Source organism: Saccharopolyspora flava, from assembly GCF_900116135.1.
In the GTDB taxonomy this organism is placed as follows: domain Bacteria; phylum Actinomycetota; class Actinomycetes; order Mycobacteriales; family Pseudonocardiaceae; genus Saccharopolyspora; species Saccharopolyspora flava.
The window spans coordinates 283,593-306,690 of record NZ_FOZX01000001.1 but is presented as its reverse complement, the minus strand read 5'-3'; the positions used below and the strand labels follow the sequence as shown (position 1 = coordinate 306,690).

Genomic DNA, 23,098 nt, shown 5'->3' with positions numbered 1-23,098 from the left:
GCGCGTTTTTCACCGGCGAAGGAGCGTGGGCGGATGGGCGGCGGGTTGCACGGCAAGGTGCTGGAGGTGCTCGGCCAGGAGATCGCCGAGGGCGCCCACGTGCCCGGCAGCGTGCTGCGCATCGAGCAGCTGGAGGAGCGGTTCGGCATCTCCCGCAGCGTCGCCCGCGAGGTCGTGCGCACGCTGGCCTCGATCCGGCTGGTCGTGGGCCGCAAGCGGGTCGGGATCGTGGTCCGGCCGCGCGAGGAGTGGAACAGCTTCGATCCCGCGCTGATCCGCTGGCGGCTGGCCGCCGACCGCTCCGGCGAGCTCAAGACCCTCGCCGAGCTGCGCACCGCCGTCGAGCCGGTGGCCGCCGCGGCCGCCGCCGACCGGGCCGAGGACGACCACGTCGCCCGGCTGGTGGCGCTGTCCGAGCGGATGGTGGCGACCTCGCGCGCCGGTGACCTGGACGCGTTCATGGACGCCGACGTCGAGTTCCACCGGCTGATCCTCACCGCCTCCGGCAACGAGATGTTCGCCCAGCTCCACGAGGTCGTCGAGGAGCTGCTGCGGTGGCGCGCCGGGCACGGGCTGATGCCGGTGCACCCGCGCCCGGTCGCGGTCCGGCTGCACTGCGAGATCGCCGAGTGCATCCGCGCCGGAGACCGCGTCCGCGCCGAGTGGGCCATGCGCGAACTGGTCGCCGAAGCCCTGGAGGGCACCCTCTCCGGTCTGGAGAGCTGACCGCGCGCAAGAAAATCCCCCGCGACCTCGGGGGTGGACGCGGGGGATTCGCCTGGGGGAGGGATCAGTAGCCCTGGTAGCTGCCGCCGGAGCGCAGACCCGCGATGCCCGGCACGTCGGAGAGCGAGCCGTAGCGGTCGATCGAGTAGCGGGTGGCGGCGATGATGTTGTCGACGGGGTTGTAGATGTCCTGGTGGCCCGGCAGCGCGAAGGACTCGAAGGTCGGCTCGATGGTCTGCATCAGACCGATCGACGGGGTGCCGGCCGCGGCGTTGGAGTCCCAGTTGTTCGTGGCGCCGGGATTGCCGTTGGACTCCTTCATGATGATCGTCCGGATGGCGTCCTGGTCGATCTGATCGCGGCTGACGCCGTTGGCCTCCAGGACCTTGACGGCCTCCTTGATCCAGGCGTCGATCTGGTCCTTCGGCTTCTCCTCCTGAACCGGGGCGGGGGCAGCCGCCGGAGCAGGAGCGGGGGCGGCGGCCGGGGCCGGAGCCGGGGCGGGCGCCTGGGGCAGGACGACCGGAGCGGGCGCGGGGGCGGGCGCCTGCGGAGCCGGGACGGCCAGCGGAGCGATCTCGGCGGCCTGGTGGACCGGCGCGGACTCGGTCTTCACGTCGTCGCCACCTGCGGCGGCGGTGAAGACGCCCAGCACGCCGAACGCCGCGACGGCGGCGCCGACCTGCAGCGACCGCACCTTGGGGGCGACGCGGTGCGCGCGGTCGGTGGGCTCGCCGAGGAACGTGGCGCGCAGCCGGCTGCCGAAGGGCACCGTCCTCTCCCAACGGTGCCAACCGGTCTTCCGGTCCTGCGGGGTGTCGGGGATGATCTGGTCGGGGTTCTTCGTCTCGTCGGGGGTCACGAGGAACCAGACTCCGGAACGGAGAGTCACCCTGCATGGTGGTTTCTACGGGGTCGACTACCTAGATTGAGCCATTTGGACGTCCACAAGAACGTTTTTGGCTACTCGTTGTGATAGAGGGCAAGAACGTTACAGGGCGCGACTGTCGGCTCCGTCACCCGAGCGCTGCCCCGCGACCCACCCCGCGATCTGCGCGCGGGAGGTGAAGTCGAGCTTGGTCAGGATGTTCTGCACGTGCCCCTCGACCGTCCGCTGCGCGATCACCAGGTTCTCGGCGATGTCCTTGTTGGTGCGCCCCTCGGCGACCAGATCGGCGATCTGCCGCTCCCGGCGGGTCAGCGGCATCGGGTGCACCTCGTCCTCGGCGGACTCCGCGCTCGACGCCGCGCGCCTGCCGCCGTGCCGCTTGATCTCCAGCGCGTAGTCCACCGCGTGGCCCAGCGACATCTCGCGGCCGCGCTCGTAGTGCTCGTCGAACGCCTCCGGCCCCAGGGCCGTGCGGATCTGCATCAGGTGCTGGTCGTGGTCGCCGGCGAAGCGCGCCCAGAACCCCGGCGCCGAGCGGACCGCGTCCCACAGCGCCGAGGACGTGCCCAGCAGCCGGGCCGCGCGCCCGAAGCGCTGCTGCCGGTGCGCGATCCACGCCAGCGTGTCCAGGCTGAAGGCGATGCCGAGCCGGTTGTCGAGCTCGCGCTGCAACCGCAGCGCCTCCTTCACCGAGTTCTCCGCGCGGTCGGCGCGATCCCGGCTCATCTGCACCTGCGCGGTCGCCCACTGCGCGTACGAGCGCCAGTACAGCTCGCTGTGCTCGGTGGACAGCTGGATGCACTCGGAGAGCAGCCGCAGACCGCCCTCGGCGTCGTCGCCCATGCCCTTGATCAGGCCCAGCGCGTGCAGCGACCACAGCTCCCCGGCCAGCACCTCGACCCGGCGGAACTTCTCCAGCGCCTCGCTCACCAGGTCGGCGCCGCGGCGCTGGTCGTCCTGGAAGAACGCGACGAGACCGTGCAGCAGCGTCAGGTAGGCGCGCTCGACCTCGTCGCCGCGCTGGGTGGCCAGCACGGTCGCCCGCTCCAGCTTCGGCAGCGCCTTGTCCAGGTAGCCCTGCAGCAGCGAGAACCAGGCGCTGATCCGCAGCGCCCGCGCCCGTTCCGGCAGGTCGCGCGGGGTGTTGTCGAGGACCTCGTCCAGCCAGTGCCGCGCCTCGGTGTTCAGGCCGCGGATGCCCCAGTACTGCCAGAGGTCGGTGACCAGGCGCAGCGCCGTCCCGCCGGACTCGGGGCTCTCGGCGGCGTGGCGCAGCGCGGTGCGCAGGTTGTCCTGCTCGTGCCGCAGCCGCTGCACCCAGGCCGGCTGCTCCGGCCCGATCCACTCCTCGGCGAACCGCGCGGCGAGCTCGGCGAAGAACGCGCAGTGCCGGTGGCGGACCTTGCCGGTCTCGCCGGACTCGGCGAGCTTGGCCAGGCCGTAGTCGCGCAGCGTGTGCGGCAGCCGGTAGCGGACCTCGCCGCCGCCCTCCTCGCGCATCAGCACCGACTTGTCGACCAGCGAGTGCACGGCGGTGAGGACGTCCACGCCCTTGCCCTCCCCGGCGACGTGCTCGGCGGCGGCGAGGTCGAAGCTGCCGGAGAACACCGACATCCGCGCCCAGGCCCGCCGGTCCCGCTCGTCGAGGAGGTCGTAGCTCCAGTCGATCAGCGCGCGCAGCGTCTGCTGGCGCGGGGGAGCGCCGCGACGGCCCTCGGTGAGCAGGTCGTAGCGCTCGGCGATGCGCTCCTCGAGCTGCTGCAGCGACAGCGACCGCAGCCGGACCGCGGCCAGCTCGATGGCCAGCGGGTTGCCGTCGAGGTGGTGGCACAACCGCATCAGCGCGTCCGCGTTGTCGGCGGTGACCTCGAACTCCGGCACGGCCGCCTTGGCGCGGTCGACGAACAGCCGGACCGAGGAGAACTGCTCGACGGCGTCGGCGGGCGGCAGGTGCTCCGGGTCGGGCACCTGCATCGGCGGCACCACGACGGTGGACTCGCCGGCCACGCCCAGCGACTGCCTGCTGGTGGCCAGCACGCGCACGCCCGGGCACCAGCGCATCAGCGCGTCGACCAGCAGCGCGACATCCTCGATGACGTGCTCGCAGTTGTCCAGAACCAGCAGCATCTCGCGGTTCTTGAGCTGGTCGACGATCGTCTCCAGGCTCGCGGCCGAGGACGGCCCGCCCAGGCTGAGCTGCTCGATGACGGCGTCGAGGACCAGCGCGCCGTCGTCGAGGTTCTCCAGCTCGACGAACCAGGCCTTGTCCCGGAAGGTGCGGCGCATGTTGTTCGCCACGCGCACGGCCAGCCGCGTCTTGCCGACGCCGCCCGGCCCGGTGAGGGTGACCACGCGGGCCTCGGAGAACAGCCGCTTGGTGAGGGTGATCTCACGACGCCGGCCGACGAAGCTCGTCACGTCGGCCGGGAGGTTGCCCGCGGACTCGCCCGCGCGGGCGTTGGTAGTGGAGACCACGATTCGAGCTTAGCTCGCGAAACGTCCGCTGACCTGGGATCTTGATCCGGGTGGGCGCTGTAGCTCGTTCGGGCGGACTTCGAAGATCAGCCGACGCGCGGTAGTCGCGCGCTCCACTCGGACGGGGGTTCCGGGGTGGCGATCCGGGTGCGCGGAGGGTCTGCTGGAGGGCTTCCGGAATCGGCCTCGGGTGCCTAAGCTCGACGATGAATTCAACAAAATGTTTAAGCGAGTGGGGAGCTGGAGTTGAGCGAGCCGTCGTACTTCGCGCCTGCCGGTGGGTTGCCGCCGCAGACCGATCTGCTCACCGACCGGGCGATCGTGACCGAGGCCTACACCGTGATCCCGCGCGGCGTGCTGCGCGACATCGTGACCAGCAACTTCCCCGGCTGGCAGAACACCCGCGCCTGGATCCTGGCCAAGCCCGTGACCGGGTTCGCCACCACCTTCGCCCAGAACATCGTCGAAGTCGCCCCCGGCGGCGGCAGCGATCGCCCGGAGCCGGAGGCCGGTGTCGAGTCCGTCGTGTTCCTCATGGCCGGAACGTTGCGGCTCACCGTCGACGGCGTGGTGCATGTGGTCGAGCCCGGTGGGTACGCCTACCTCGCGCCCGGCGCGACCTGGTCGCTGACCAACCCCGGCACGGGCCACGCCACGTTCAACTGGGTCCGCAAGCCCTACGAATTCGTCGACGGCATCGACGTGCCCGCCTCGTTCGTCACCCGTGAGCAGGACATCACCCCGACGCCCATGCCCGACACCGACGGCACCTGGGCCACCACCCGCTTCGTCGACCCCGACGACCTCGCCCACGACATGCACGTCAACATCGTCACCTTCCAACCCGGCGGCACCATCCCCTTCGCCGAAACCCACGTCATGGAACACGGCCTCTACGTCCTGCAAGGCAAAGCCGTCTACCGCCTCAACAACGACTGGGTCGAAGTCCAAGAAGGCGACTACATGTGGCTCCGCCCCTTCTGCCCCCAAGCCTGCTACGCAGGCGGCCCCCACCCCTTCCGCTACCTCCTCTACAAAGACGTCAACCGCCAAATCCGCCTCACCTAACCCCAACCCCGAACACCATCACCCCCAGGGACAGGGAAGTTTTCATGAAAACTGTCACCACCGTCCCGACCGTGGGTGGGGGAGGTTTTCATGAAAACTGCGCGTCGGGACGATCTAGGATCGGGGTGTGCGGTTCGAGGGTTTCGGTGACGGGGCGGTCGAGTTCTTCGAGGGACTCCAGGCGGACAACTCGAAGGCCTACTGGGCGGACAACCAGCGGCTCTACGCCGAGCACGTCCGGACGCCGATGGAGGCGCTGCTGGCCGAGCTCGAGCCCGAGTTCGGTCCCAAGTTCGGCAAGGGCAAGGTGTTCCGGCCGTTCCGCGACGTGCGGTTCGCCCGCGACAAGTCGCCGTACAAGACCCACTGCGGTGCCGTCATCGAGCAGGGACGCGGCGGTGGCGCCTACTACGTCGAGGTCGGCCCGGAGGGGATGCTCGTCGCCGGCGGCTGCTTCCACACCGAGTCCGACCAGCTCGCCCGCTTCCGGACCGCGGTGGACACCGACGTCCACGGCGAGCGGCTGCGGAAGCTCCTCGACGACCTGGCCGAGCGGGGCTGGGAGATCACCGGGACCGTGCTGCGGACCCGGCCGCGAGGCTTCGACGCCGACCACCCCAGGCTCGACCTGCTGCGGCACAAGACGCTCTACGCGGCGCGTTCCTGGGAACCCGACGACGCCCTGCACGAGCGCACCTGCCTGCAGCGGGTCCGCGAGTCCTGGGACGAGGTCCGCGAGCTCAACCAGTGGTGCGCCGATCACATCGGCGTCACCGAGAAGAAGCGGCGCTGACCCGCAGCACCGCCCAGCCGACGAGCGCGCCCGCGATGTCGACGACCGCGTCGAGGGCCTCGCAGCTGCGCCCGATCGGCAGCGCGCCCTGCAGCAGCTCCGAGAGCACCGCGTAGCCGGCCAGTGACGGCAGCAGCCACGCGGTGCGCGCGCCGGCGATCCGCGCGGTGATCGCCAGCGCGGCGAAGAGGACGAAGTGCACCACCTTGTCGGTGCCCGGAGGGGCGCTGGGCACACCCGACTCGGGGGTGAACAGCACCACCCAGCTCGCGACGACGGCGAGAACAAGCGGAAGCCGCCTGAGCTGCTTTCTGTAATGATCCAGCAACGAAATACCCGATCAGGAATGTGGAGCGTGGCTGAGTGCTGCACCCAGGTGATGAAGGACTACGCTGGCATGATGTGAGTCGACGAGCCAAGATCGTTTGTACCATGGGCCCCGCCACCTCCACTCCGGAGAAGATGGCCGAGCTCGTCAGCAGCGGAATGGACGTCGCCCGGCTGAACTTCAGCCACGGCAGCCACGCCGACCACCAGCAGGTCTACGACATGGTCCGGGCCGCGGCCAAGGAATCCGGCCGCGCCGTGGGCATCCTCGGAGACCTGCAGGGACCGAAGATCCGGCTCGGGAAGTTCGCAGCCGGACCGGTCGAGTGGCGCACCGGCGACGTCGTGCGCATCACGGTCGAAGACGTGCAGGGCACGCACGACCGGGTGTCCACCACATACAAGGGCCTGGCCGAGGACGCCAAGAAGGGCGACCGGCTGCTGGTCGACGACGGCAAGGTCGCGATGGTCGTGACCGCCGTCGAGGACAACGACGTCGTGTGCGAGGTGACCGAGGGCGGTCCCGTCTCCGACAACAAGGGAATCTCCCTGCCGGGCATGGACGTCTCCGTGCCTGCCCTGTCCGAGAAGGACATCGAGGACCTGGAGTTCGCCCTGGAGCTGGGCGTGGACTTCATCGCGCTGTCGTTCGTGCGCAGCCCCGCCGACATCGACCTGGTGCACCAGGTGATGGACCGCGTCGGCCGCCGCGCGCCGGTCATCGCGAAGCTGGAGAAGCCCGAGGCGGTGGACAACCTCGAGGCCATCGTGCTGGCCTTCGACGGCGTCATGGTCGCCCGCGGTGACCTCGGCGTGGAGCTCCCGCTCGAGCACGTCCCGCTGGTCCAGAAGAAGGCGATCCGGATCGCGCGGGAGAACGCCAAGCCGGTCATCGTCGCCACCCAGATGCTGGACTCGATGATCCAGAACTCGCGCCCGACCCGCGCCGAGACCTCCGACGTCGCCAACGCCGTTCTCGACGGCGCCGACGCCGTGATGCTCTCCGGCGAGACCAGCGTCGGTCGCTACCCGATCGAGACCGTGCAGACCATGGCCCGCATCGTCGAGGCCGTGGAGTCCGGCTCGCCCACCCCGCCGCCGCTGAGCCACGTCCCGCGCACCAAGCGCGGCGTGATCTCCTACGCGGCGCGCGACATCGGCGAGCGCCTCAACGCCAAGGCCCTGGTCGCCTTCACGCAGTCCGGCGACACCGTGCGGCGCCTCGCGCGGCTGCACACCCGGCTGCCGCTGCTGGCGTTCACTCCCGAGGAGTCGGTGCGGAGTCAGCTCGCTCTCACTTGGGGGACGGAAACGTTCTTGGTGCCTAAGGTGGACACAACGGACCAGATGGTGCGGCAGGTCGACCAGGCGATGTTGTCGCTCGGCCGGTCGCAGCGCGGCGACATGGTGGTCGTCGTCGCCGGTTCGCCCCCGGGCACGGTCGGTTCGACCAACCTCATCCGCGTGCACCGGCTGGGAGAAGAAGACCACGTCTGATCGGCCTCCGGGCGGGAGCCACGAGCTCCCGCCCGGCCGGTCAGGCGCACGAACCTAGGAGCGCGCAGTGACCGAAGCGGCCAGGGCCGCGGCAGCCGACCCGACCGGTACCCACCTGCAGGGCGAGGTCCCGCTCGACGTGAACGGCATGCCGCACGGTCAACCGGTGCTGGACAGCCTGGTGGCCCTGCTGGACCTGGAGCGCATCGAGGAGAACATCTTCCGCGGGGTCAGTCCCGCCACCTCGACCATCCGCGTGTTCGGCGGCCAGGTCGCCGGGCAGGCGCTGGTCGCGGCCGGTCGCACGGTGCCGGAGGAGCGCCGGGTGCACTCGCTGCACGCGTACTTCATCCGGCCCGGCGACCCGAGCATCCCGATCGTCTACGAGGTCGACCGCACCCGCGACGGCCGGTCGTTCACCACCCGCCGGGTGGTCGCGCTGCAGCGCGGCAAGACGATCTTCTCGCTGTCGGCGTCGTTCCAGGTCGACGAGGGCGGCATCGACCACGCCGAGGCGATGCCCGACGTCCCCGACCCCGAGTCGCTGCCGACGTTCGGCGAGCGCATCGGCGAGGTGCTGCCCAAGCTCGGCCCGGCCCAGCCGCGGCCGATCGACGTCCGCTACGTCACCGAGCCGCCGTGGGTGAGCCGCGAGAACGGCCCGCGCGAGGCTCGCAACCAGGTGTGGATGCGCGCCGACGGCGTGCTGGCGGTGCCGGACGACGACCTGCTGCACGTGTGCATCGCGGCCTTCGCCTCGGACATGACGCTGCTGGACGCGCCGCTCGCGCGGCACGGCGTCTACTGGGGCCTGGACAACGTGGTGGGCGCGAGCCTGGACCACGCGATGTGGTTCCACCGCCGGTTCCGCGCCGACGAGTGGTTCCTCTACGACTGCGCCTCGCCGAGCGCCTCCGGCGGTCGTGGCCTCGCCACCGGCCGCTTCTTCGCCCAGGACGGCACCCTCGTCGCCACCGTGGTCCAGGAAGGACTTCTCCGGGTCAACGACTGACCCCTTTCCCGACGACCTGGACCCCTCCGTTCTCGATGTGGTGGTGGGGAAGTTTTCATGAAAACTTCCCCACCACCACATCGAGAACGGGACTTCCTCAGGCGTGGGAAGGGTGTTCTTCCGAGGGATCTTCGGTTTCGTGGTGGGGCGCAGTTCTCATGAGAACTTCCCCTGGTCAGGTGCGCCTGCGGCGCTTGGGTCGGAGGTTCTTCGGGGGCGTGAGCGCCCTGGTGTGGAGCTGTTCGAGGACGATGGAGCTGGTGAAGTTCCGGACCTCGGTGCGGGCCGCGAGCCGGTCGACCAGGAACTCCTGCAGGTGCTTGGTGTCGGCGACGGCCACGTGCAGCAGGAAGTCGGCCTGGCCGCTGACGTGCAGCAGCGAGCGGGTCTCCGGCTGGGCCATGACGAACTCGCGGAACTGATCGACGATCGGGCGCGTGTGCGGCCGGACGTTGACCGCCACGACCGCTTCCAGCGCCAGTCCCGTGGCGGCCGGGTCGACGTCGATGTGCGACCCGGTGATGACTCCCTGTTCCCGCAGCCTGCGGACTCGTTGCAGGCAGCTCGACGGTGCCAGCCCGACCCGGTCGGCGAGGGCGCGGTTCGGCAGGGTCGCGTCGTTCTGCAACTCCTCCAGAATGCGCCAGTCCACCGAATCCAGTTCGACGGATTCGCTCATGACCGAACATCTTACGTGCGAGCTCGAAAACCGGCGAACCATCGGCGGAGGATGTGCGCATCCACCTCCCCGACGTTCTACCCAAGGAGCTCGCCGTGCACATCGCCTGGGGGTCGTTCCTGCTGGCGCTGCTGGTGATCGTGCTGATCCCCGGCCCCGACTTCGTCGTGGTCACCCGCAACGCCGCCAGCGGCCGGCGCTACGGCTGGCTGGCCGCGGCCGGCGTGACCTGCGGACTGCTGCTGCACGCCACCGCCGCCACGCTCGGCCTGTCCGCGCTGGTCGCGACCGTGCCCGCGGCGCTGTTCGTGGTGAAGGGCCTGGGCGTGGCCTACCTGGCGTGGATGGCGCTGCAGATGCTGCGCGGCGGCGGTGCGAGCCCGGCCGGGGCCGTGGTGGAGCAGCCGCGCTCGGGCCGGTCGGTGTTCCTGCGCGGACTGCTCACCGACGTGCTCAACCCGAAGGTCATGCTGACGTTCCTGACGCTGCTGCCGCAGGCGATGGACCCCGAAGCCGCCCCGATGCAGCAGGCCGCCCTGCTCAGCACCGTCGCGGTGTCGGCCTTCGCGGTGTGGTGGCTGATCGTGGTCCCGTCGGTCGGCAGGCTGGCCGCTCTGCTCGCGAACCCCAAGCGCCGCAAGGTCTTCGAACGCACCTGCGGCGGCGCCCTCCTCGCCATGGCCACCTCCATCGCTCTCGGCTGACCCACCCCACCCCTCCACCCGACCCCTCCCACCCCGACTACTCCGGTATTCAGGTCCCCGATTACCGCCGTATTCCGGTCCCCGATTACGGCGGTATTCCGTGTTGGGTACCCGAATACTCCGGTAATCGGGTCCCCGATTACGGCGGTAATCCGTGTTGGGGACCGAATACTGCGGTATTCCGTTGACGGATTCCGGCGGTATTCGGGGTCCGGATTACTCCGGTATTCGGGTGCCTGGTTACGGCGGTGTTCCGGGGTTGGGTGGGTGAGGCGGGATCGGGTGGGGTGGGTTTCTGGGGTGCGACTTTTGGGTTGGGTTCGTTGACCTTCCACATCGCGCTGCCTAGTCTCCGTGATCTCGGAGAGGAGCCGGCATGCGAAGACGGTGGGGGTTCGTGGTCGGGCTGGCGGTGGCGTTGCCGCTGGCGGTGGTGCCGTCGACGGGTGCCGCGCCGACCGGGGTGGACGCGCTCAAGGTCGACCTCGACGACATCCTGGCCGATCCGCGCCTCGGCGGAGTCCAGGCCGGAGTCGTGGTCCGCGACCCCGCCACCGACGAGATCCTCTACAGCAGGCAGGCCACCGACCGCGCCACCCCGGCCTCGAACGCGAAGCTGTTCACCGCCGCCGCCGCGCTGGAGGTCCTCGGCCCGGACTACCGCTTCCGCACCCAGGTGCTCAGCGACGCCGCCCAGCAGGGCGCGACCCTCGACGGCGACCTGTACCTGCGCGGCACGGGCGACCCGACGATGCTCGCCGCCGACTACGACGCGCTCGCGGCCCGGCTCGCCGAGCAGGGCGTGCGCGAGGTGCGGGGCAGGCTGCTGGCCGACGACACCTGGTTCGACGACGTGCCGCTGGGCAGCGGCTGGGCCTGGGACGACGAGCCGTACTACTACTCGGCCCCGGTGTCGGCGCTGACCGTTGCCCCGAACACCGACTTCGACGCGGGCAGCGCGATCGTGCGGGTCACGCCGACCGCGCCCGGTCAGCCGCCGGACGTCGCGCTGGACCCGGCGACCGGCGTGCTCGACGTCGACAACCGGGCCTCCACGGTCGCCGAGGGCGAGCCGGACGTCACCGTCACCCGCGATCACCGCAGCGGCCGCGTGGTGGTCACCGGCACCGTCCCGGCCGGGGCCGACCCGGTGCAGGAGTGGATCGCCGTTCCCGACGCGACCGCCTACGCCACCGACGTCTTCGCCCGCGCCCTCGCGGCCCACGGCATCACCGTCTCGGGTACCGGGGAAGCCGCCGCTCCGCAGGGCGCCCGCGAGCTGGCCGCGCGCGACTCGATGCCGCTGCGCGAGCTGCTGGTGCCGTTCCTCAAGCTCAGCAACAACGGTCACGCCGAGGTCCTGGTCAAGGCGATGGGCCGCGAGCGGGCGGGCGAGGGCAGCTGGGAAGCCGGGACCGGCGTGGTCGCCGACGCCCTGCGGGGCCTCGGCGTCGACTCCGATGCGTTGCGGCTGGTGGACGGCTCCGGGCTGTCCCGGATGGACGGCGTCACCCCGGACCAGCTCGCGCTGCTGCTCGACAACGCCGCCCAGCGCCCGTGGGCGCAGCCGTTCACCGACGCGCTGCCGGTCGCGGGCGTGGCCGGCCGGATGGTCGGCGGCACCCTGCGCAACCGGATGACCGACACCCCGGCGGCAGGCAACGTGCACGCCAAGACCGGGTCGCTGACCGGGGTCACCTCGCTGTCGGGCTACGTCACCGCGGCCGACGGTCGCGGGCTGGTGTTCTCGGTGGTGCTCAACGACTTCCTCTCCGACGCCCCGCAGGACCTGGAGGACGCGATCGCGGTCCGCCTCGCCCAGCACACCGGCGCCGACGACCAGCCGCGCGGCCACGCCCGGATCCCGCAGCCGCGCTCGGTGCGCGACGACCCGGGCACGCCGCGCGATGAGGGCGCCCTGGAGTGCTCGTGGACGAAGTCCTGCTGAAAGCGGTTGGCGTGGCGCATCAGCGCCATCCCTGAGAACGGCTCAAGGGTTGCCCGGTAGCGTGACCGCAGTCCGCCCCCCGCGCTCAAGCCGAGGAGCCCGTTCCGTGACGTTCATCAGCGACATGCTGGCCCTGATCGCCGGCCTGCCCCGGCCGCTGCTGGTGCTGGCCACCGGTGCCCTGGTGCTCGGCGAGTGCACGATCGGGCTGGGATTCCTGGTGCCGGGGGAGGCCGGGCTGCTGATCGCCTCGGCCGCGGTGACCGACCTGCGGTTCTTCCTGGTGCTGGCGGCGACCGTGGCGGTGTGCGCGGCGGTGGGCGACAACATCGGTTTCTTGCTGGGGCGCCGGTACCGGCTGAAGATGCGCGAGACGAAGCTGGTCCGCAAGCTCGGCCAGCACCACTGGGACCGCGCGGGGTCGCTGCTGCGGCGCTGGGGGATCGGTGCGGTGCTGCTGGGCAGGTTCCTGCCGGTGGTGCGGACGCTGATGCCGGCCGCGGCGGGTGCCAGCGGCATGTCCTACCCGCGGTTCGTGCTCTCGTCGCTGGTCGGCGCGGCGGCCTGGTCGGCCACGCACGTCGGCATCGGCTGGGCGGCGGGAGCGTCGGCGAAGTACGTCGAGTCGATGCTCGGCCGCGCGAGCTGGGTGCTGGCGATCGCGATCGTGCTGGTCGGAGTGGGTGTCTGGGCCTACAAGCGCCGCCGTCCGCAGGGTCAGGTCGTGACCGAGCCGCAGTCGGAGGCGATCGACACCGCCGCCTAGTGGGCGGGGTGCGCGGAGATGCGGACGCCGCGGCCGAGCGGCTGGTGCTTCGGCTGAGTGGCGTCGCAGCGAGTCTCGTTCATGTGGCTGGACTCTAATGCATGTTTCAGGGCGAATCCAATGGTGAACGTCCTGGCCTCCGATGGCAGGCGTGCCCGGCCACCTGTTCAGCGGAGTGCAGCTAGTCGCACGGGTGGGACTAGACTCGAACGCATGGCACACGCTGGCGCGAGCGACGTGACCGCGGCCGGGGACAGCGACTTCGTCGAGTACCTCGAACGGCACCTGGCCGAACGCGGATGGACCGTCCACGACTTCTGCGAGCACAGCGGTCTGAAACCGAGCGTGGTCTTCCGCTGGCGCAAGGGCTACCGGCCCGACATCGGCAACGCCCGGATCATGGCCCGCGCCCTCGGCGTCCCGCTGCTGGAAGTCCTGGTCAAGGCCGGTCGGCTGAGCCCGGAGGAAGCCGGGGCCGAGGTCCGGATCCTCCCCGAGCTCGACTCGGTGCCCACCCAGGTCCTGCTCCGCGAGATCAGCGCCCGCGTCGAACGCCTGGAGAGCGCCGCTCCCGCCGAAGCCGGCGTCTAGGAGCCGAACGTGATTGAAATTCGGAAACGGTTCCGCCAGGAAGGGTGTTGACGGGATGACAACGGGCTGGAATGGGAGTGGACTGCTGTCCTGAAGGGATGAGAGGTGACAGCATGAGCCACACCGGCACCTCGAGCGCACCGGCCCACGCCGCCGCCATCGTCGCGCCCCGCACCGGCGAGCGGCTGCACGTGGCGGTCGAGACCTCGGCGGGGGAGACCTACCTGATCGCGTTCGTCGACAGCCCCCGCGACAGCACCGGCTGCGAGCCCTGCGAGCTGTCCCCGGACGAGGCCCGCGACCTGGCCGGGGCGGTGCTCGACCTGCTCGACGCCGAGGCGGGGCAGGTCTCCTTCGCCATGCCGCGCTCCGGCCAGCAGCTCAACCTCGCGATCGAGGCCGACGGCGCCGAGACCTACATGATCACCTGGCTCGGCCGCACCACCTGCGACGCCGGCTACGAGCCCAGCGAGCTCGGCCGCACCGAGGCCGAGCAGCTGGCCCGCGCGCTCCAGGACCTCGCCGACGCCGCCGAAGGCGCCTGAGCGCGAACCTCACCCGATGCGGGGGTTCGACTCGACCGGCTCCTTCTTGCGGGAGGCGAGGTAGCCGACGAGCACCGCGACCGCCAGCACCGGCGTGATGTAGAGGGCGATGCGGGTCTCGGGGTCGAAGGCCAGCAGCACCACCACGAACAGCAGGAACGCCAGCACCACGTAGTTCGAGTACGGGGCCAGCGGCATCCGGAACCGGCCCGCGGGCAGCTCGCCCCGCGCGACCTTGCGGCGGTAGCCCAGGTGCGCCACGACGATCATGCCCCAGGTGAAGATCGCGCCGACGGTGCTCGCGCTGGTGATGTAGGTGAACGCCTGCTCGGGCACGAGGTAGTTGAGCGCGACGCCGATCAGCATCGCGCAGAACGTCACGCCGATCGCCCGCGCTGGCACCGCCCGGCCCGACAGCCGCCCCAGCCCGCGCGGCGCCTGGCCCTCCTCGGACAGGGTGCGCAGCATGCGGCCGGTGGAGTAGATGCCGCTGTTGCACGACGACAGCGCGGCCGTGGTCACCACGAAGTTGATGACACCGGCGGCGGCCGGGATGCCGATCAGGGTGAAGGCGTGCACGAACGGGCTGCCGTCGGCCGGGAACTGCTGCCACGGCACCAGGGCGGTCAGCGCGATCAGCGCGCCCACGTAGAAGATCAGGATCCGCCACATCACCGAGTTGATCGCCCGCGGCAGCACCCGCTGCGGGTCGGAGCTCTCGCTGGCGGTCTGGCCGACCATCTCCACGCCGACGAACGCGAACATCACGATCTGGAAGGCCAGCAGCGACGAGACCGCGCCGTTCGGGAACAGCCCGCCCCGGTCCCAGATGTTGCGCAGCGAGGCGGTGTCGCCGACGTCGGAGAAGCCGAACACCAGGATGGCGGCGGTCAGCACGATCAGGCCGACGATGGCCAGCACCTTGATCAGGGCGAACCAGAACTCGAACTCGCCGAAGAGCTTCACCGCGATGAGGTTGACCGCGCTGAGCACGACCAGCGCGCCCAGCGCCGGGATCCACTGCGGCAGCTCGGGGAACCAGAATTGGAAGTACTCGCCGACCGCGGTGATCTCGGCCATGCCGGTCACGATCCACACCAGCCAGTAGCCCCAGCCGGTGGCGAAGCGCGCCCACGGGCCGACGAACTCGCCCGCGTACTCGGCGAAGGACCCGCTGACCGGGCGGTACATCAGCAGCTCGCCGAGCGCCCGCATCACGAAGAAGATCATCAGACCGGCGATGGCGTAGATCAGGATCAGCCCGGGGCCGACCTGGTGGAGCGCCTTGCCGGAGCCGAGGAACAACCCGACGCCGATCGCGCCACCGATGGCGATCATGTTGATGTGCCGAGTGCCGAGGTCCCTCTTGTACTCGGCCACTGGCTGGCTCATGGGAGTGCGGCTCCTCTGTGGACGAATGCCGGAGAGGTTCGGCGCGTTCCCACCGGCGGGTTCGCGCAGATGATCCTCCCGCTGCCGACCTGCGGCAAGAGATCGGCGTCGAAGTTCGCCCGTTGAACCGCGTTCGCATCGGAGCGAGCGCGAAAAAACGCCGCGTTCCGGACTTTTCGGTCCGGAGCGCGGCGTTTCGCTCAGGCGATCAGAGGTTCGGGTACAGCGGGTGCTTGGCGGCCAGCGCCTCGACCCGGGTGCGCAGCTCGGCGCTGATCGACTCGTCGAAGTTCGGCTTGAGGGCCTGGGCGATGACCTCGGCGACCTCGGTGAACTCCTCCTTGCCGAAGCCGCGGGTGGCCAGCGCCGGGGTGCCGATCCGCAGACCCGAGGTGACCATCGGCGGGCGCGGGTCGTTGGGCACCGCGTTGCGGTTGACGGTGATGCCGATCTCGTGCAGCCGGTCCTCGGCCTGCTTGCCGTCCAGCTCGGAGTTGCGCAGGTCCACCAGCACCAGGTGCACGTCGGTGCCGCCGGAGACCAGCGAGACGCCGGCCTCGGCCGCGTCGGCGGCCAGCAGGCGCTCGGCCAGGATCTGCGCACCCTCGACCGTGCGGCGCTGGCGGTCCTTGAACTCCTCGCCGGCGGCGATCTTGAAGGCGACCGCCTTGCCCGCGATCACGTGCTCCAGCGGGCCGCCCTGCTGACCGGGGAAGACCGCGGAGTTGAACTTCTTGGTGAACTCCTCGTCGCTGGAGAGGATCACGCCACCGCGCGGGCCGCCCAGCGTCTTGTGCGTGGTCGTGGTGACCACGTGCGCGTGCGGCACCGGCGACGGGTGCAGGCCCGCGGCCACCAGGCCCGCGAAGTGCGCCATGTCGACCATCAGGTAGGCGCCGACCTCGTCGGCGATCTCCCGGAACCGCTTGAAGTCCAGCTGACGCGGGTAGGCCGACCAGCCCGCGACGATCAGCTGCGGCTTGTTCTCCCGCGCCAGGCGCGCGACCTCGTCCATGTCGACCCGGTGGTCGTCGTCGGAGACGTGGTACGGCACGACGTTGTAGAGCTTGCCGGAGAAGTTGATCCGCATGCCGTGGGTCAGGTGGCCGCCGTGGGCCAGGTCCAGGCCCATGATGGTGTCACCCGGCTTGAGCAGCGCGAACATGGCCGCGGCGTTGGCCTGCGCGCCCGAGTGCGGCTGCACGTTGGCGTAGGTGGCGCCGAAGAGGTCCTTGACCCGGTCGATGGCCAGCTGCTCGACGACGTCGACGTGCTCGCAACCGCCGTAGTAGCGCTTGCCCGGGTAGCCCTCGGCGTACTTGTTGGTGAGCACCGAGCCCTGCGCCTGCAGAACCGCCTGCGGGGCGAAGTTCTCGGAGGCGATCATCTCGAGCGTGTTCTGCTGGCGACCCAGCTCGGCGCCGACCGCCGCTGCGACCTCCGGGTCAACCGTTGCCAGGGCATCGTTGAACAGATCCGGGTTCGACATCAGTGTGTGCCTCCTGTTTCTTTCTTTCAGTCAGGCGTTGCGGCGGTAGAAGGGAAGTTCGACGACCTGCACCGCGACGTTGCGGCCGCGGATGTCGACCTGCAGGGAAGTGCCGGGCTCGCTGTGCTCCCGGTCGACGTAGGCCATCCCGATCGGGTGGCCGAGGGTCGGGGACGGGGCGCCGCTGGTGACCTCACCGACCTCGGCGCCGTCGGCGTCGAGGACCCGGTAGCCGTGGCGGGGCGCCCGCCGCTGCTCGGTGGTCAGGCCCACCAGGGTGCGCTCGGTGGGCTTCTCGGCGACCGCGGCCAGCGCGGACCTGCCGACGAAGTCGCCGTCCTTGTCCAGCTTGACGACCCGGCCGAGGTTGGCGTGGTACGGCGTGAGCTCGGCGGAGAGCTCGTTGCCGTACAGCGGCATGCCCGCCTCCAGGCGCAGCGTGTCGCGGCAGGACAGGCCGGCCGGCTGGAGGTCGTGCGCGGCACCGGACTCGGCCAGCGCCTGCCACACGGTCTCGGCGTCGCCGGGGGCGGTGAACAGCTCGAAGCCGTCCTCGCCGGTGTAGCCGGTGCGCGCCAGCAGCACGTCCTTGCCCGCGACGGTCGCGCGGTAGCCCGCGTAGTACTTCACGGTGCTCAGGTCGGTGTCGGTCAGCGGCGCCAGGATCGCCACCGCGTTCGGGCCCTGCACCGCGATCAGCGCGTAGTCGTCGGAGACGTCGGCGTGCTTCGCGTCGAACCCGGAGACCCGCTCGGCCAGCTCGGCGGAGACCACCGCGGCGTTGGCGGCGTTGGCCACGACCAGGAACTCCTGGTCGGCGAGCCGGTAGACGATGAGGTCGTCGAGCACGCCGCCGGTCTCGTTGCAGATCATGGTGTAGCGGGCGCGACCGGGGGTGATGGCGGAGGCGTTGGCGACCAGCGCGTAGTCCAGCGCCTCGGCGGCCTGCGGGCCGCTGATGAGGATCTCGCCCATGTGCGTGAGGTCGAAGAGGCCTGCGCTGCTGCGCACGGCGTTGTGCTCGGCGGTGTCGCCGCTGTAGCGCAGCGGCATCTGCCAGCCGGCGAACTCCGTGAAGGTGGCGCCGAGGGATTCGTGCACCGCGTGGAGGGGCGTTCGTCGGGGCATCTGTCCGGGCGATGGCATGGTGAAACTCCTCCTGGGTGGGCGTGCCGGTCGGCAGTCGAGGGCCGGTCAGCTCACGCGCCCAACCTTATCCGGGGCGCCTCGACCCCCGACCGGCGCGGTCTGCGCTGGTCGGGCGGGGTCTCCCCGGAGTCATTGGCCTGAGAGTTTCACCACCCGGCGAGGGTGGTTTGCACCGTGGGCGAGGAGCGCGAAGCTCCTGCTTTTCTCCGTGTTTCGCCTGGTGTCCTGCGGTAATGGTGCCTGAGAGTTTACTGGGGAGTATTGCTCCTTCGGCGCCTCGCCCGACGAGGGCGAGGTCTCTCCCGCGAGACGTCATCGGCGCGTATTCGGTTGTGCTGCTCACAGACGCTACGAAGCCCCCACACCCCAGTCAACAGGAAGACCGAGTGATCTCAACCCTTGCGCTCCGGGGCTTCCAGGTGATTCGAGAACGTAACCCTCCGGATAGGATCATTGCCGTGAGTGATGTTCTGGCGTGGTTGTCCTTGCTGCCCGAAGCCGCTCGGTTGGAGTTCGAAGCCGATTACGCGCGGGCGTTGGCCAGCGGGGATGACGATGAGATCGCCCAGACCTTCTACGGTTGGAGGTCAACGGCATTCGCGTGCGCGGATCCGGAACTTGTCGAGCATCTATCCGAGCCGCTCGTGGGGGATCACGGCCCGGTGCCGCCGCCGCGGAACCTCACGACCGGCTGAGCACGCTTCCTCACCAGGGCGCGAAAAGCCCCAGTACGCGTCGCAGTGCCTCGTCGACCTCTTCGATCTCGTCCCTTGTCAGAGTGCCTGCTTGTTGGCCGAACCGGTGCAGAGGATCGATCGCCTGGATCTGCTCCACGAGGACCCGTGTCCGTTGCTCTCCGATGCGAATCTCGGGACGGTGCACTGCGGGACGCGCGCTGGTTGACGTGGGAGCGGCGATCACCGTCGAAGTCAGGAGCGCGTCCGACTGCAAGATCACGGCGAAGCGCGGGCCGCGTTGCTCGTGGCCTCGTGCGTTCGGGTTGTCCTTCAGTCGGTACACATCACCACGCATCGCCCGCGCCCATCGCTTCGCGGGCGGCGTTGACCTCGGCGAGGTCCTCCGGGTCTTGAAGCAGTCTGGCGGATTCCTCTCGCATCTGTTCGTTGACGAGGTGTCGGTACGACACGTCCAGCGCGTAGCGGATGGCGCTGTTGCGTGAGCTGCCATCGCTCATGAGGGCAGCCAGTTTCCGTTCTGCGTCGTCGTCGAGGCGGACGGTGAAGCTGGTGGACATGCCTCAATGGTACGCGCGGTGAACCGGGTTGAGAACCAAAAGCGGTTCGCTCGATGGTGTCGATCTCGGTTCAGGGTTCGCGGGTGATGTCGGCGAGTTGGGTTGTGAGGCCGTCGATGAGGGCTGTGAGGGCTAGTTCGAAGCTGGCCGTGTCGATCTCGGCGGCCTTCTGCTGCAGCAGGTGGGCTCGGGCGAGGTGCGGGTAGCGGTCGGTGTAGACGGCGGCGTCGGCGGGGAAGCCGTGGCTGAACGAGCCCATCGCCGAGCCGATGACCAGGTACTTCGTCGAGGCGCCGATCATCGTGGCGTAGCGCTGCGGCCAGCCGGCGCGGGTGAGGCCGCCGTGGACGGCGTCGGCGACGCGCAGGGCGGACTCGCGGCGGGCCGGGCCGTAGGCGATGAACGGGACCAGGTTCGGGTGGTCGGCCAGGGCCGCGCGGTAGGAGCGGGCCCAGCTGCGCAGGCCGGTCGCCCAGTCCTGGTCGAAACCGGAGGCGTCGACCTCGCTGATCACCTCGTCGGCGATCTCGTGCAGCAGGTCGTCCTTGGTGGCGACGTGGTTGTACAGCGAGGCCGCGCGCACGTCGAGGCGTTCGGCGAGCCTGCGCATGGACAGCGCCTCCAGGCCCTCGGCGTCGATGATCTCCAGCCCGATCTTCCGGATGCGTTCCGGGGAGAGCCGGGGTGTGCTGGGTCTGGGCAACGTCTCTCTCCTCACCGGGATCCCTTGCGGCGTGCGCCGGGACGGTTCTAGGCTGCCATAAAACTAACGGTGTTAGTTACCGGCCTGCACGGAAAGGAACGACGCGATGGTCGACTTCTCGCTCTCCGAGACCGAGCGCGACATCCGCGACTGGGTGCGCAACTTCGTCCAGCGGGAGCTCATGCCGCTGGAGCCGGAGGTGCTGCGCAGAGAGCGGGCGGGGCAGCGCGGTCTGACCAAGGACGAGCTCAAGGAACTGCAGAACAAGGCCAAGGAAGCCGGGTTCTGGGGCGTGCAGACGCCCGAGGAGTACGGCGGCATGAACCTCTCGGCGGTCATGACGGCGCTGATCGAGGTCGAGCTCGGCCGCACCTACGTGCCGTTCCGCTTCGGCGGCTACGCCGACAACATCCTCTACTACGCCAACGAGGACCAGAAGCAGCGCTACCTGCTGCCCACCATCGAGGGCACCCGCAAGTCCTGCTTCGCCATCACCGAGCCCGGCGCGGGCTCCGACGCGAAGAACCTGCGCACCACGGCCGTCCGGGACGGCGACGAGTGGGTCATCAACGGCGAGAAGACCTTCATCACCGGCGGCATCGACGCCGACTTCGTGATGGTCTTCGCCGTCACCGACCGCGAGAAGGGTGCCAACGGCGGCGTCACCTGCTTCCTCGTCGACCGCGACATGGGCTGGAAGTCCGAGCCGATCGACATCATGGGCCCCGACGAGCGCCAGCCCGCCGCGCTGGTGTTCGACAACGTGCGGGTGCCGTCCGAGAACGTGCTCGGCGAGGTCGGCAACGGCTTCGGCCTGGCCATGCAGTGGATCGGCCGCGGCCGCTACCTGCTGCCGGCCGCCGCGCTCGGCGCCTGCGAGCGGCTGGTCGAGATGGGCTCGGAGTACGCCCAGCAGCGCGAGACCTTCGGCGCGCCGATCGCCGAGCGGCAGGCCATCCAGTGGATGATCGCCGACTCCGCGGTCGAGATCGAGGCGCTGCGCTGGCTGATCCTGCAGGCCGCCTGGCAGGTCGACCAGGGCATGGACTCCCGCCACGCGCAGTCCATCGCCAAGCTGTTCGGCGCCACGCACGCCAACCAGATCGTCGACCGCGTGCTGCAGATCCACGGCGGCATGGGCTACACCAAGGAGCTCCCGGTCGAGCGCTGGTACCGCGACCTGCGACTGCTGCGCATCTTCGAGGGAACCGACGAGATCCAGCGCCGCACCATCGCCCGCAACGTGCTCAAGGGCCACGCCTCGGTCAGCGGAGTCCTGGGCTAGGAGGCAGACGAGTGGTTGCTTTGCTTGGCGGTGCGGGTGGCGGAACCTGAGCGCCTTCGTGGACTCCGTGCGCCGCTCCTGATGTATGTCCAATACACGGCGTCCCGGCGTACTCGCCACGAAGGCGCTCAGAACCCGCGGCGGTGCCAGCGTCTTAGGTGGTGGAAGAGAATGCGGCTTCGCCGCATGGCCCCTTCTGTCCGGCTGGTTCGGTCTTCGCCACTCCGTTCGAGCAGGTGATCTGCCATCGGTGGGTGATTTGTCGGTACCCTGGTCGGTGACGGCCTCGATGCTTCGGGAGTGATGATGTCTCTGTTCAAGAAGGTCACCGACTTCGCGAAGAGCCCGCAGGGCAAGAAGGTGATCGACCAGGCCAAGAAGTACGCCTCCGACCCGAAGAACAAGGAAAAGATCGAGCAGGTCAAGAACAAGTTCACGGGCAAGGGCGGCTCCGGCTCGCAGGGCAGCGGCCACTGAGCGCGAGCTCTGCGGGCGGAAGTCCCGGAGACGGCCTCCGGCTTGATGCCGGGGGCCGTTTTCTGTTGCCCGGAGGCCGATCGACAGTAGAGTCCCGTCCCGGGTTGTTCTCGATGGCGAGCAGCACGGAGGTCGCGGATGGGCAGCGCGTACGTCGCGGGAACGTTCGACACCAAGGGCGATGAGCTCCACCACGTCGCCGACCTCATCGCCCGGGGCCATCCCGTCATCACCGTCGACCTGTCGACCTCCGGCGAGACCTCCCGCGCCGACGTCCAGGCCGCCGAGGTCGCCGCGCACCACCCCGACGGCGCCGAGGCCGTGTTCACCGGCGACCGCGGCTCGGCCGTGACCGCGATGGCCACCGCCTTCACCCGCTTCCTGCGCGACCGCGACGTCGACGGCGTCATCGGGCTCGGCGGCTCCGGCGGGACCGCGCTGATCACCCCCGCGATGCGGGAACTGCCGGTGGGCGTGCCGAAGGTGATGGTGTCCACTGTGGCCTCCGGCGACACCTCCGGCTACGTCGACGCCACCGACATCGCGATGTTCCCGTCGGTCACCGACGTCGCCGGGCTGAACCGGATCTCCCGCCGCATCCTCGGCAACGCCGCGCACGCGCTGCTCGGCGCGATCAGCCACCCGATGCCGCAGGCCGACGACAAACCCGCCGTCGCGCTGTCGATGTTCGGCGTCACCACGCCTTGCGTGACCGCCGCGGCCGGACGGCTCGAAGCCGAGTTCGACCCGCTGGTGTTCCACGCGACCGGCACCGGCGGGCGGGCGATGGAGAAGCTCGTCGACGACGGCCTGGTGCACGCCGTCCTGGACGTCACCACCACCGAGATCTGCGACCTCATCGCGGGCGGCGTGATGAGCGCGGGGGAGCAGCGGCTCGACGCCATCGCCCGCACCCGGGTGCCCTACGTCGGCTCCTGCGGCGCCCTGGACATGGTGAACTTCGGTGCGCGCGAGACGGTTCCGGAGCGCTACCGGGACCGCAACCTCTACGTGCACAACCCGCAGGTGACGCTGATGCGCACCACGCCAGAGGAGTGCCGGGAGATCGGCTCGTTCCTCGCCCGCAAGCTCAACGCCTGCGAGGGCCCGGTCCGCTTCCTGCTGCCGACCGGCGGGGTGTCCATGTTGGACGCGCCCGGCCAGCCCTTCCACGACCCGGAGGCCGACGCCGCGCTGTTCGAGACCCTCGAACGCGAGGTCCGGCAGACCGACGACCGGCGCCTGCTGCGGGTCGAGCACAACGTCAACGACGAGGAGTTCGTCACGGCGCTGCTCGCCGCGTTCCGTGAAATCCTGTGAGCAGTACC

24 protein-coding genes and 2 riboswitches are annotated in these 23,098 nt (G+C 70.0%); of the genes, 14 read left to right on the top strand and 10 right to left on the bottom strand.

Going from position 1 to position 23,098, the window contains the following annotated elements:
* The first annotated feature begins 33 nt into the window (after positions 1-33).
* Complete coding sequence (locus tag BM424_RS01325) at positions 34-726, top strand: FadR/GntR family transcriptional regulator (RefSeq protein ID WP_093413072.1); 693 nt, start codon at positions 34-36, stop codon at positions 724-726.
* Positions 727-790: 64 nt separating this feature from the next.
* Here BM424_RS01325 and BM424_RS01320 read toward each other — a convergent pair whose 3' ends face one another.
* On the bottom strand, positions 791-1,588 hold the full coding sequence (locus BM424_RS01320) for a transglycosylase SLT domain-containing protein (RefSeq protein ID WP_245775533.1): 798 nt from the start codon (positions 1,586-1,588) through the stop codon (positions 791-793).
* A gap of 129 nt (positions 1,589-1,717) precedes the next feature.
* Positions 1,718-4,090 (bottom strand): LuxR C-terminal-related transcriptional regulator, encoded by a 2,373-nt coding sequence (locus BM424_RS01315; protein ID WP_093413071.1) that lies wholly within the window; start codon positions 4,088-4,090, stop codon positions 1,718-1,720.
* Between the two features lie 246 nt (positions 4,091-4,336).
* On the opposite strand from BM424_RS01315, the gene BM424_RS01310 reads away from it, so the two are divergent.
* Together BM424_RS01310 and BM424_RS01305 are read left to right on the top strand one after the other, a co-directional pair.
* Positions 4,337-5,158, top strand: coding sequence for a bifunctional allantoicase/(S)-ureidoglycine aminohydrolase (locus tag BM424_RS01310; RefSeq protein WP_093413069.1), 822 nt, complete (start codon positions 4,337-4,339; stop codon positions 5,156-5,158).
* 127 nt (positions 5,159-5,285) lie between these two features.
* The gene (locus BM424_RS01305; protein ID WP_093413068.1) at positions 5,286-5,951 is read left to right on the top strand and encodes a DUF2461 domain-containing protein; all 666 of its coding nucleotides are present in this window, start codon (positions 5,286-5,288) and stop codon (positions 5,949-5,951) included.
* On the opposite strand, the gene BM424_RS01300 is transcribed toward BM424_RS01305, so the two are convergent.
* Positions 5,929-6,213: a VanZ family protein gene (locus BM424_RS01300; protein ID WP_245775532.1), complete on the bottom strand. Its 285-nt coding sequence runs from the start codon at positions 6,211-6,213 to the stop codon at positions 5,929-5,931. The two genes, BM424_RS01305 and BM424_RS01300, sit on opposite strands and share 23 nt — an antisense overlap.
* A 140-nt stretch (positions 6,214-6,353) precedes the next feature.
* Between BM424_RS01300 and pyk the strand changes: the two genes are divergently transcribed.
* Together pyk and BM424_RS01290 are read left to right on the top strand one after the other, a co-directional pair.
* Positions 6,354-7,775 (top strand): pyruvate kinase, encoded by a 1,422-nt coding sequence (pyk, locus tag BM424_RS01295; RefSeq protein ID WP_093413065.1) that lies wholly within the window; start codon positions 6,354-6,356, stop codon positions 7,773-7,775.
* Between the two features lie 67 nt (positions 7,776-7,842).
* Positions 7,843-8,787 carry an acyl-CoA thioesterase gene (locus BM424_RS01290; protein WP_093413063.1) on the top strand — a complete coding sequence of 315 codons (945 nt, stop codon included), beginning with the start codon at positions 7,843-7,845 and terminating at the stop codon, positions 8,785-8,787.
* Positions 8,788-8,962: 175 nt separating this feature from the next.
* Here the strand turns inward: BM424_RS01290 and BM424_RS01285 are convergent, their stop codons facing one another.
* Entirely contained in the window at positions 8,963-9,466 is a 504-nt protein-coding gene (locus BM424_RS01285) for an Lrp/AsnC family transcriptional regulator (RefSeq protein WP_093413062.1), read from the bottom strand.
* Between the two features lie 95 nt (positions 9,467-9,561).
* Between BM424_RS01285 and BM424_RS01280 the strand changes: the two genes are divergently transcribed.
* The 5 genes from BM424_RS01280 (at position 9,562) to BM424_RS01260 (ending at position 14,020) form a co-directional block, all read left to right on the top strand.
* Positions 9,562-10,170: a LysE family translocator gene (locus BM424_RS01280; RefSeq protein WP_093414520.1), complete on the top strand. Its 609-nt coding sequence runs from the start codon at positions 9,562-9,564 to the stop codon at positions 10,168-10,170.
* A 376-nt stretch (positions 10,171-10,546) separates the two neighbouring features.
* Positions 10,547-12,118: a D-alanyl-D-alanine carboxypeptidase/D-alanyl-D-alanine endopeptidase gene (dacB, locus tag BM424_RS01275; protein ID WP_093413060.1), complete on the top strand. Its 1,572-nt coding sequence runs from the start codon at positions 10,547-10,549 to the stop codon at positions 12,116-12,118.
* A 106-nt stretch (positions 12,119-12,224) separates the two neighbouring features.
* Positions 12,225-12,884 (top strand): DedA family protein, encoded by a 660-nt coding sequence (locus tag BM424_RS01270; RefSeq protein WP_093413059.1) that lies wholly within the window; start codon positions 12,225-12,227, stop codon positions 12,882-12,884.
* A 213-nt stretch (positions 12,885-13,097) separates the two neighbouring features.
* Entirely contained in the window at positions 13,098-13,475 is a 378-nt protein-coding gene (locus BM424_RS01265) for a helix-turn-helix domain-containing protein (protein ID WP_175547892.1), read from the top strand.
* A gap of 113 nt (positions 13,476-13,588) precedes the next feature.
* Positions 13,589-14,020 carry a hypothetical protein gene (locus tag BM424_RS01260; RefSeq protein ID WP_093413056.1) on the top strand — a complete coding sequence of 144 codons (432 nt, stop codon included), beginning with the start codon at positions 13,589-13,591 and terminating at the stop codon, positions 14,018-14,020.
* 9 nt (positions 14,021-14,029) lie between these two features.
* Here the strand turns inward: BM424_RS01260 and BM424_RS01255 are convergent, their stop codons facing one another.
* The 3 genes from BM424_RS01255 to gcvT form a co-directional block, all read right to left on the bottom strand.
* Positions 14,030-15,412 (bottom strand): amino acid permease, encoded by a 1,383-nt coding sequence (locus BM424_RS01255; protein ID WP_093413054.1) that lies wholly within the window; start codon positions 15,410-15,412, stop codon positions 14,030-14,032.
* Between the two features lie 208 nt (positions 15,413-15,620).
* Positions 15,621-16,901 carry a serine hydroxymethyltransferase gene (gene glyA / locus BM424_RS01250; protein WP_093413053.1) on the bottom strand — a complete coding sequence of 427 codons (1,281 nt, stop codon included), beginning with the start codon at positions 16,899-16,901 and terminating at the stop codon, positions 15,621-15,623.
* Positions 16,902-16,931: 30 nt separating this feature from the next.
* On the bottom strand, positions 16,932-18,029 hold the full coding sequence (gcvT, locus tag BM424_RS01245; protein ID WP_093413051.1) for a glycine cleavage system aminomethyltransferase GcvT: 1,098 nt from the start codon (positions 18,027-18,029) through the stop codon (positions 16,932-16,934).
* A gap of 137 nt (positions 18,030-18,166) precedes the next feature.
* A riboswitch (glycine riboswitch) is annotated at positions 18,167-18,267 on the bottom strand.
* Between the two features lies 1 nt (position 18,268).
* Positions 18,269-18,365: riboswitch (glycine riboswitch) on the bottom strand.
* A gap of 143 nt (positions 18,366-18,508) precedes the next feature.
* Here gcvT and BM424_RS01240 point away from each other — a divergent pair.
* A complete protein-coding gene (locus BM424_RS01240) occupies positions 18,509-18,745 on the top strand; it encodes a hypothetical protein (RefSeq protein ID WP_139273983.1) in 237 nt (78 codons plus the stop codon).
* A gap of 10 nt (positions 18,746-18,755) precedes the next feature.
* Here the strand turns inward: BM424_RS01240 and BM424_RS01235 are convergent, their stop codons facing one another.
* From BM424_RS01235 to BM424_RS01225, 3 genes are all read right to left on the bottom strand, one after another.
* Positions 18,756-19,070 carry a type II toxin-antitoxin system PemK/MazF family toxin gene (locus tag BM424_RS01235; RefSeq protein ID WP_245775531.1) on the bottom strand — a complete coding sequence of 105 codons (315 nt, stop codon included), beginning with the start codon at positions 19,068-19,070 and terminating at the stop codon, positions 18,756-18,758.
* A 1-nt stretch (position 19,071) separates the two neighbouring features.
* Complete coding sequence (locus tag BM424_RS01230) at positions 19,072-19,305, bottom strand: hypothetical protein (RefSeq protein WP_093413047.1); 234 nt, start codon at positions 19,303-19,305, stop codon at positions 19,072-19,074.
* Between the two features lie 70 nt (positions 19,306-19,375).
* Complete coding sequence (locus BM424_RS01225) at positions 19,376-20,008, bottom strand: TetR/AcrR family transcriptional regulator (protein ID WP_093413045.1); 633 nt, start codon at positions 20,006-20,008, stop codon at positions 19,376-19,378.
* A 106-nt stretch (positions 20,009-20,114) separates the two neighbouring features.
* Between BM424_RS01225 and BM424_RS01220 the strand changes: the two genes are divergently transcribed.
* The 3 genes from BM424_RS01220 to BM424_RS01215 all read left to right on the top strand — a co-directional run bounded on the left by BM424_RS01220 (position 20,115) and on the right by BM424_RS01215 (position 23,090).
* Positions 20,115-21,293, top strand: coding sequence for an acyl-CoA dehydrogenase family protein (locus BM424_RS01220; RefSeq protein WP_093413044.1), 1,179 nt, complete (start codon positions 20,115-20,117; stop codon positions 21,291-21,293).
* 306 nt (positions 21,294-21,599) lie between these two features.
* The gene (locus tag BM424_RS28665) at positions 21,600-21,770 is read left to right on the top strand and encodes a hypothetical protein (protein WP_175547891.1); all 171 of its coding nucleotides are present in this window, start codon (positions 21,600-21,602) and stop codon (positions 21,768-21,770) included.
* A gap of 138 nt (positions 21,771-21,908) precedes the next feature.
* The gene (locus BM424_RS01215) at positions 21,909-23,090 is read left to right on the top strand and encodes a Tm-1-like ATP-binding domain-containing protein (RefSeq protein WP_093413042.1); all 1,182 of its coding nucleotides are present in this window, start codon (positions 21,909-21,911) and stop codon (positions 23,088-23,090) included.
* The last annotated feature ends 8 nt before the right edge of the window (positions 23,091-23,098 follow it).

Coding starts and splice junctions, on each gene's coding strand:
- BM424_RS01220 (WP_093413044.1), top strand. CDS start 20,115: ATGGTCGACTTCTCGCTCTCCGAGACCGAGCGCGACATCCGCGACTGG.
- BM424_RS28665 (WP_175547891.1), top strand. CDS start 21,600: ATGTCTCTGTTCAAGAAGGTCACCGACTTCGCGAAGAGCCCGCAGGGC.
- BM424_RS01325 (WP_093413072.1), top strand. CDS start 34: ATGGGCGGCGGGTTGCACGGCAAGGTGCTGGAGGTGCTCGGCCAGGAG.
- BM424_RS01215 (WP_093413042.1), top strand. CDS start 21,909: ATGGGCAGCGCGTACGTCGCGGGAACGTTCGACACCAAGGGCGATGAG.
- BM424_RS01265 (WP_175547892.1), top strand. CDS start 13,098: ATGGCACACGCTGGCGCGAGCGACGTGACCGCGGCCGGGGACAGCGAC.
- BM424_RS01260 (WP_093413056.1), top strand. CDS start 13,589: ATGAGCCACACCGGCACCTCGAGCGCACCGGCCCACGCCGCCGCCATC.
- gcvT (WP_093413051.1), bottom strand. CDS start 18,029: ATGCCCCGACGAACGCCCCTCCACGCGGTGCACGAATCCCTCGGCGCC.
- BM424_RS01285 (WP_093413062.1), bottom strand. CDS start 9,466: ATGAGCGAATCCGTCGAACTGGATTCGGTGGACTGGCGCATTCTGGAG.
- dacB (WP_093413060.1), top strand. CDS start 10,547: ATGCGAAGACGGTGGGGGTTCGTGGTCGGGCTGGCGGTGGCGTTGCCG.
- BM424_RS01255 (WP_093413054.1), bottom strand. CDS start 15,412: ATGAGCCAGCCAGTGGCCGAGTACAAGAGGGACCTCGGCACTCGGCAC.
- BM424_RS01230 (WP_093413047.1), bottom strand. CDS start 19,305: ATGTCCACCAGCTTCACCGTCCGCCTCGACGACGACGCAGAACGGAAA.
- glyA (WP_093413053.1), bottom strand. CDS start 16,901: ATGTCGAACCCGGATCTGTTCAACGATGCCCTGGCAACGGTTGACCCG.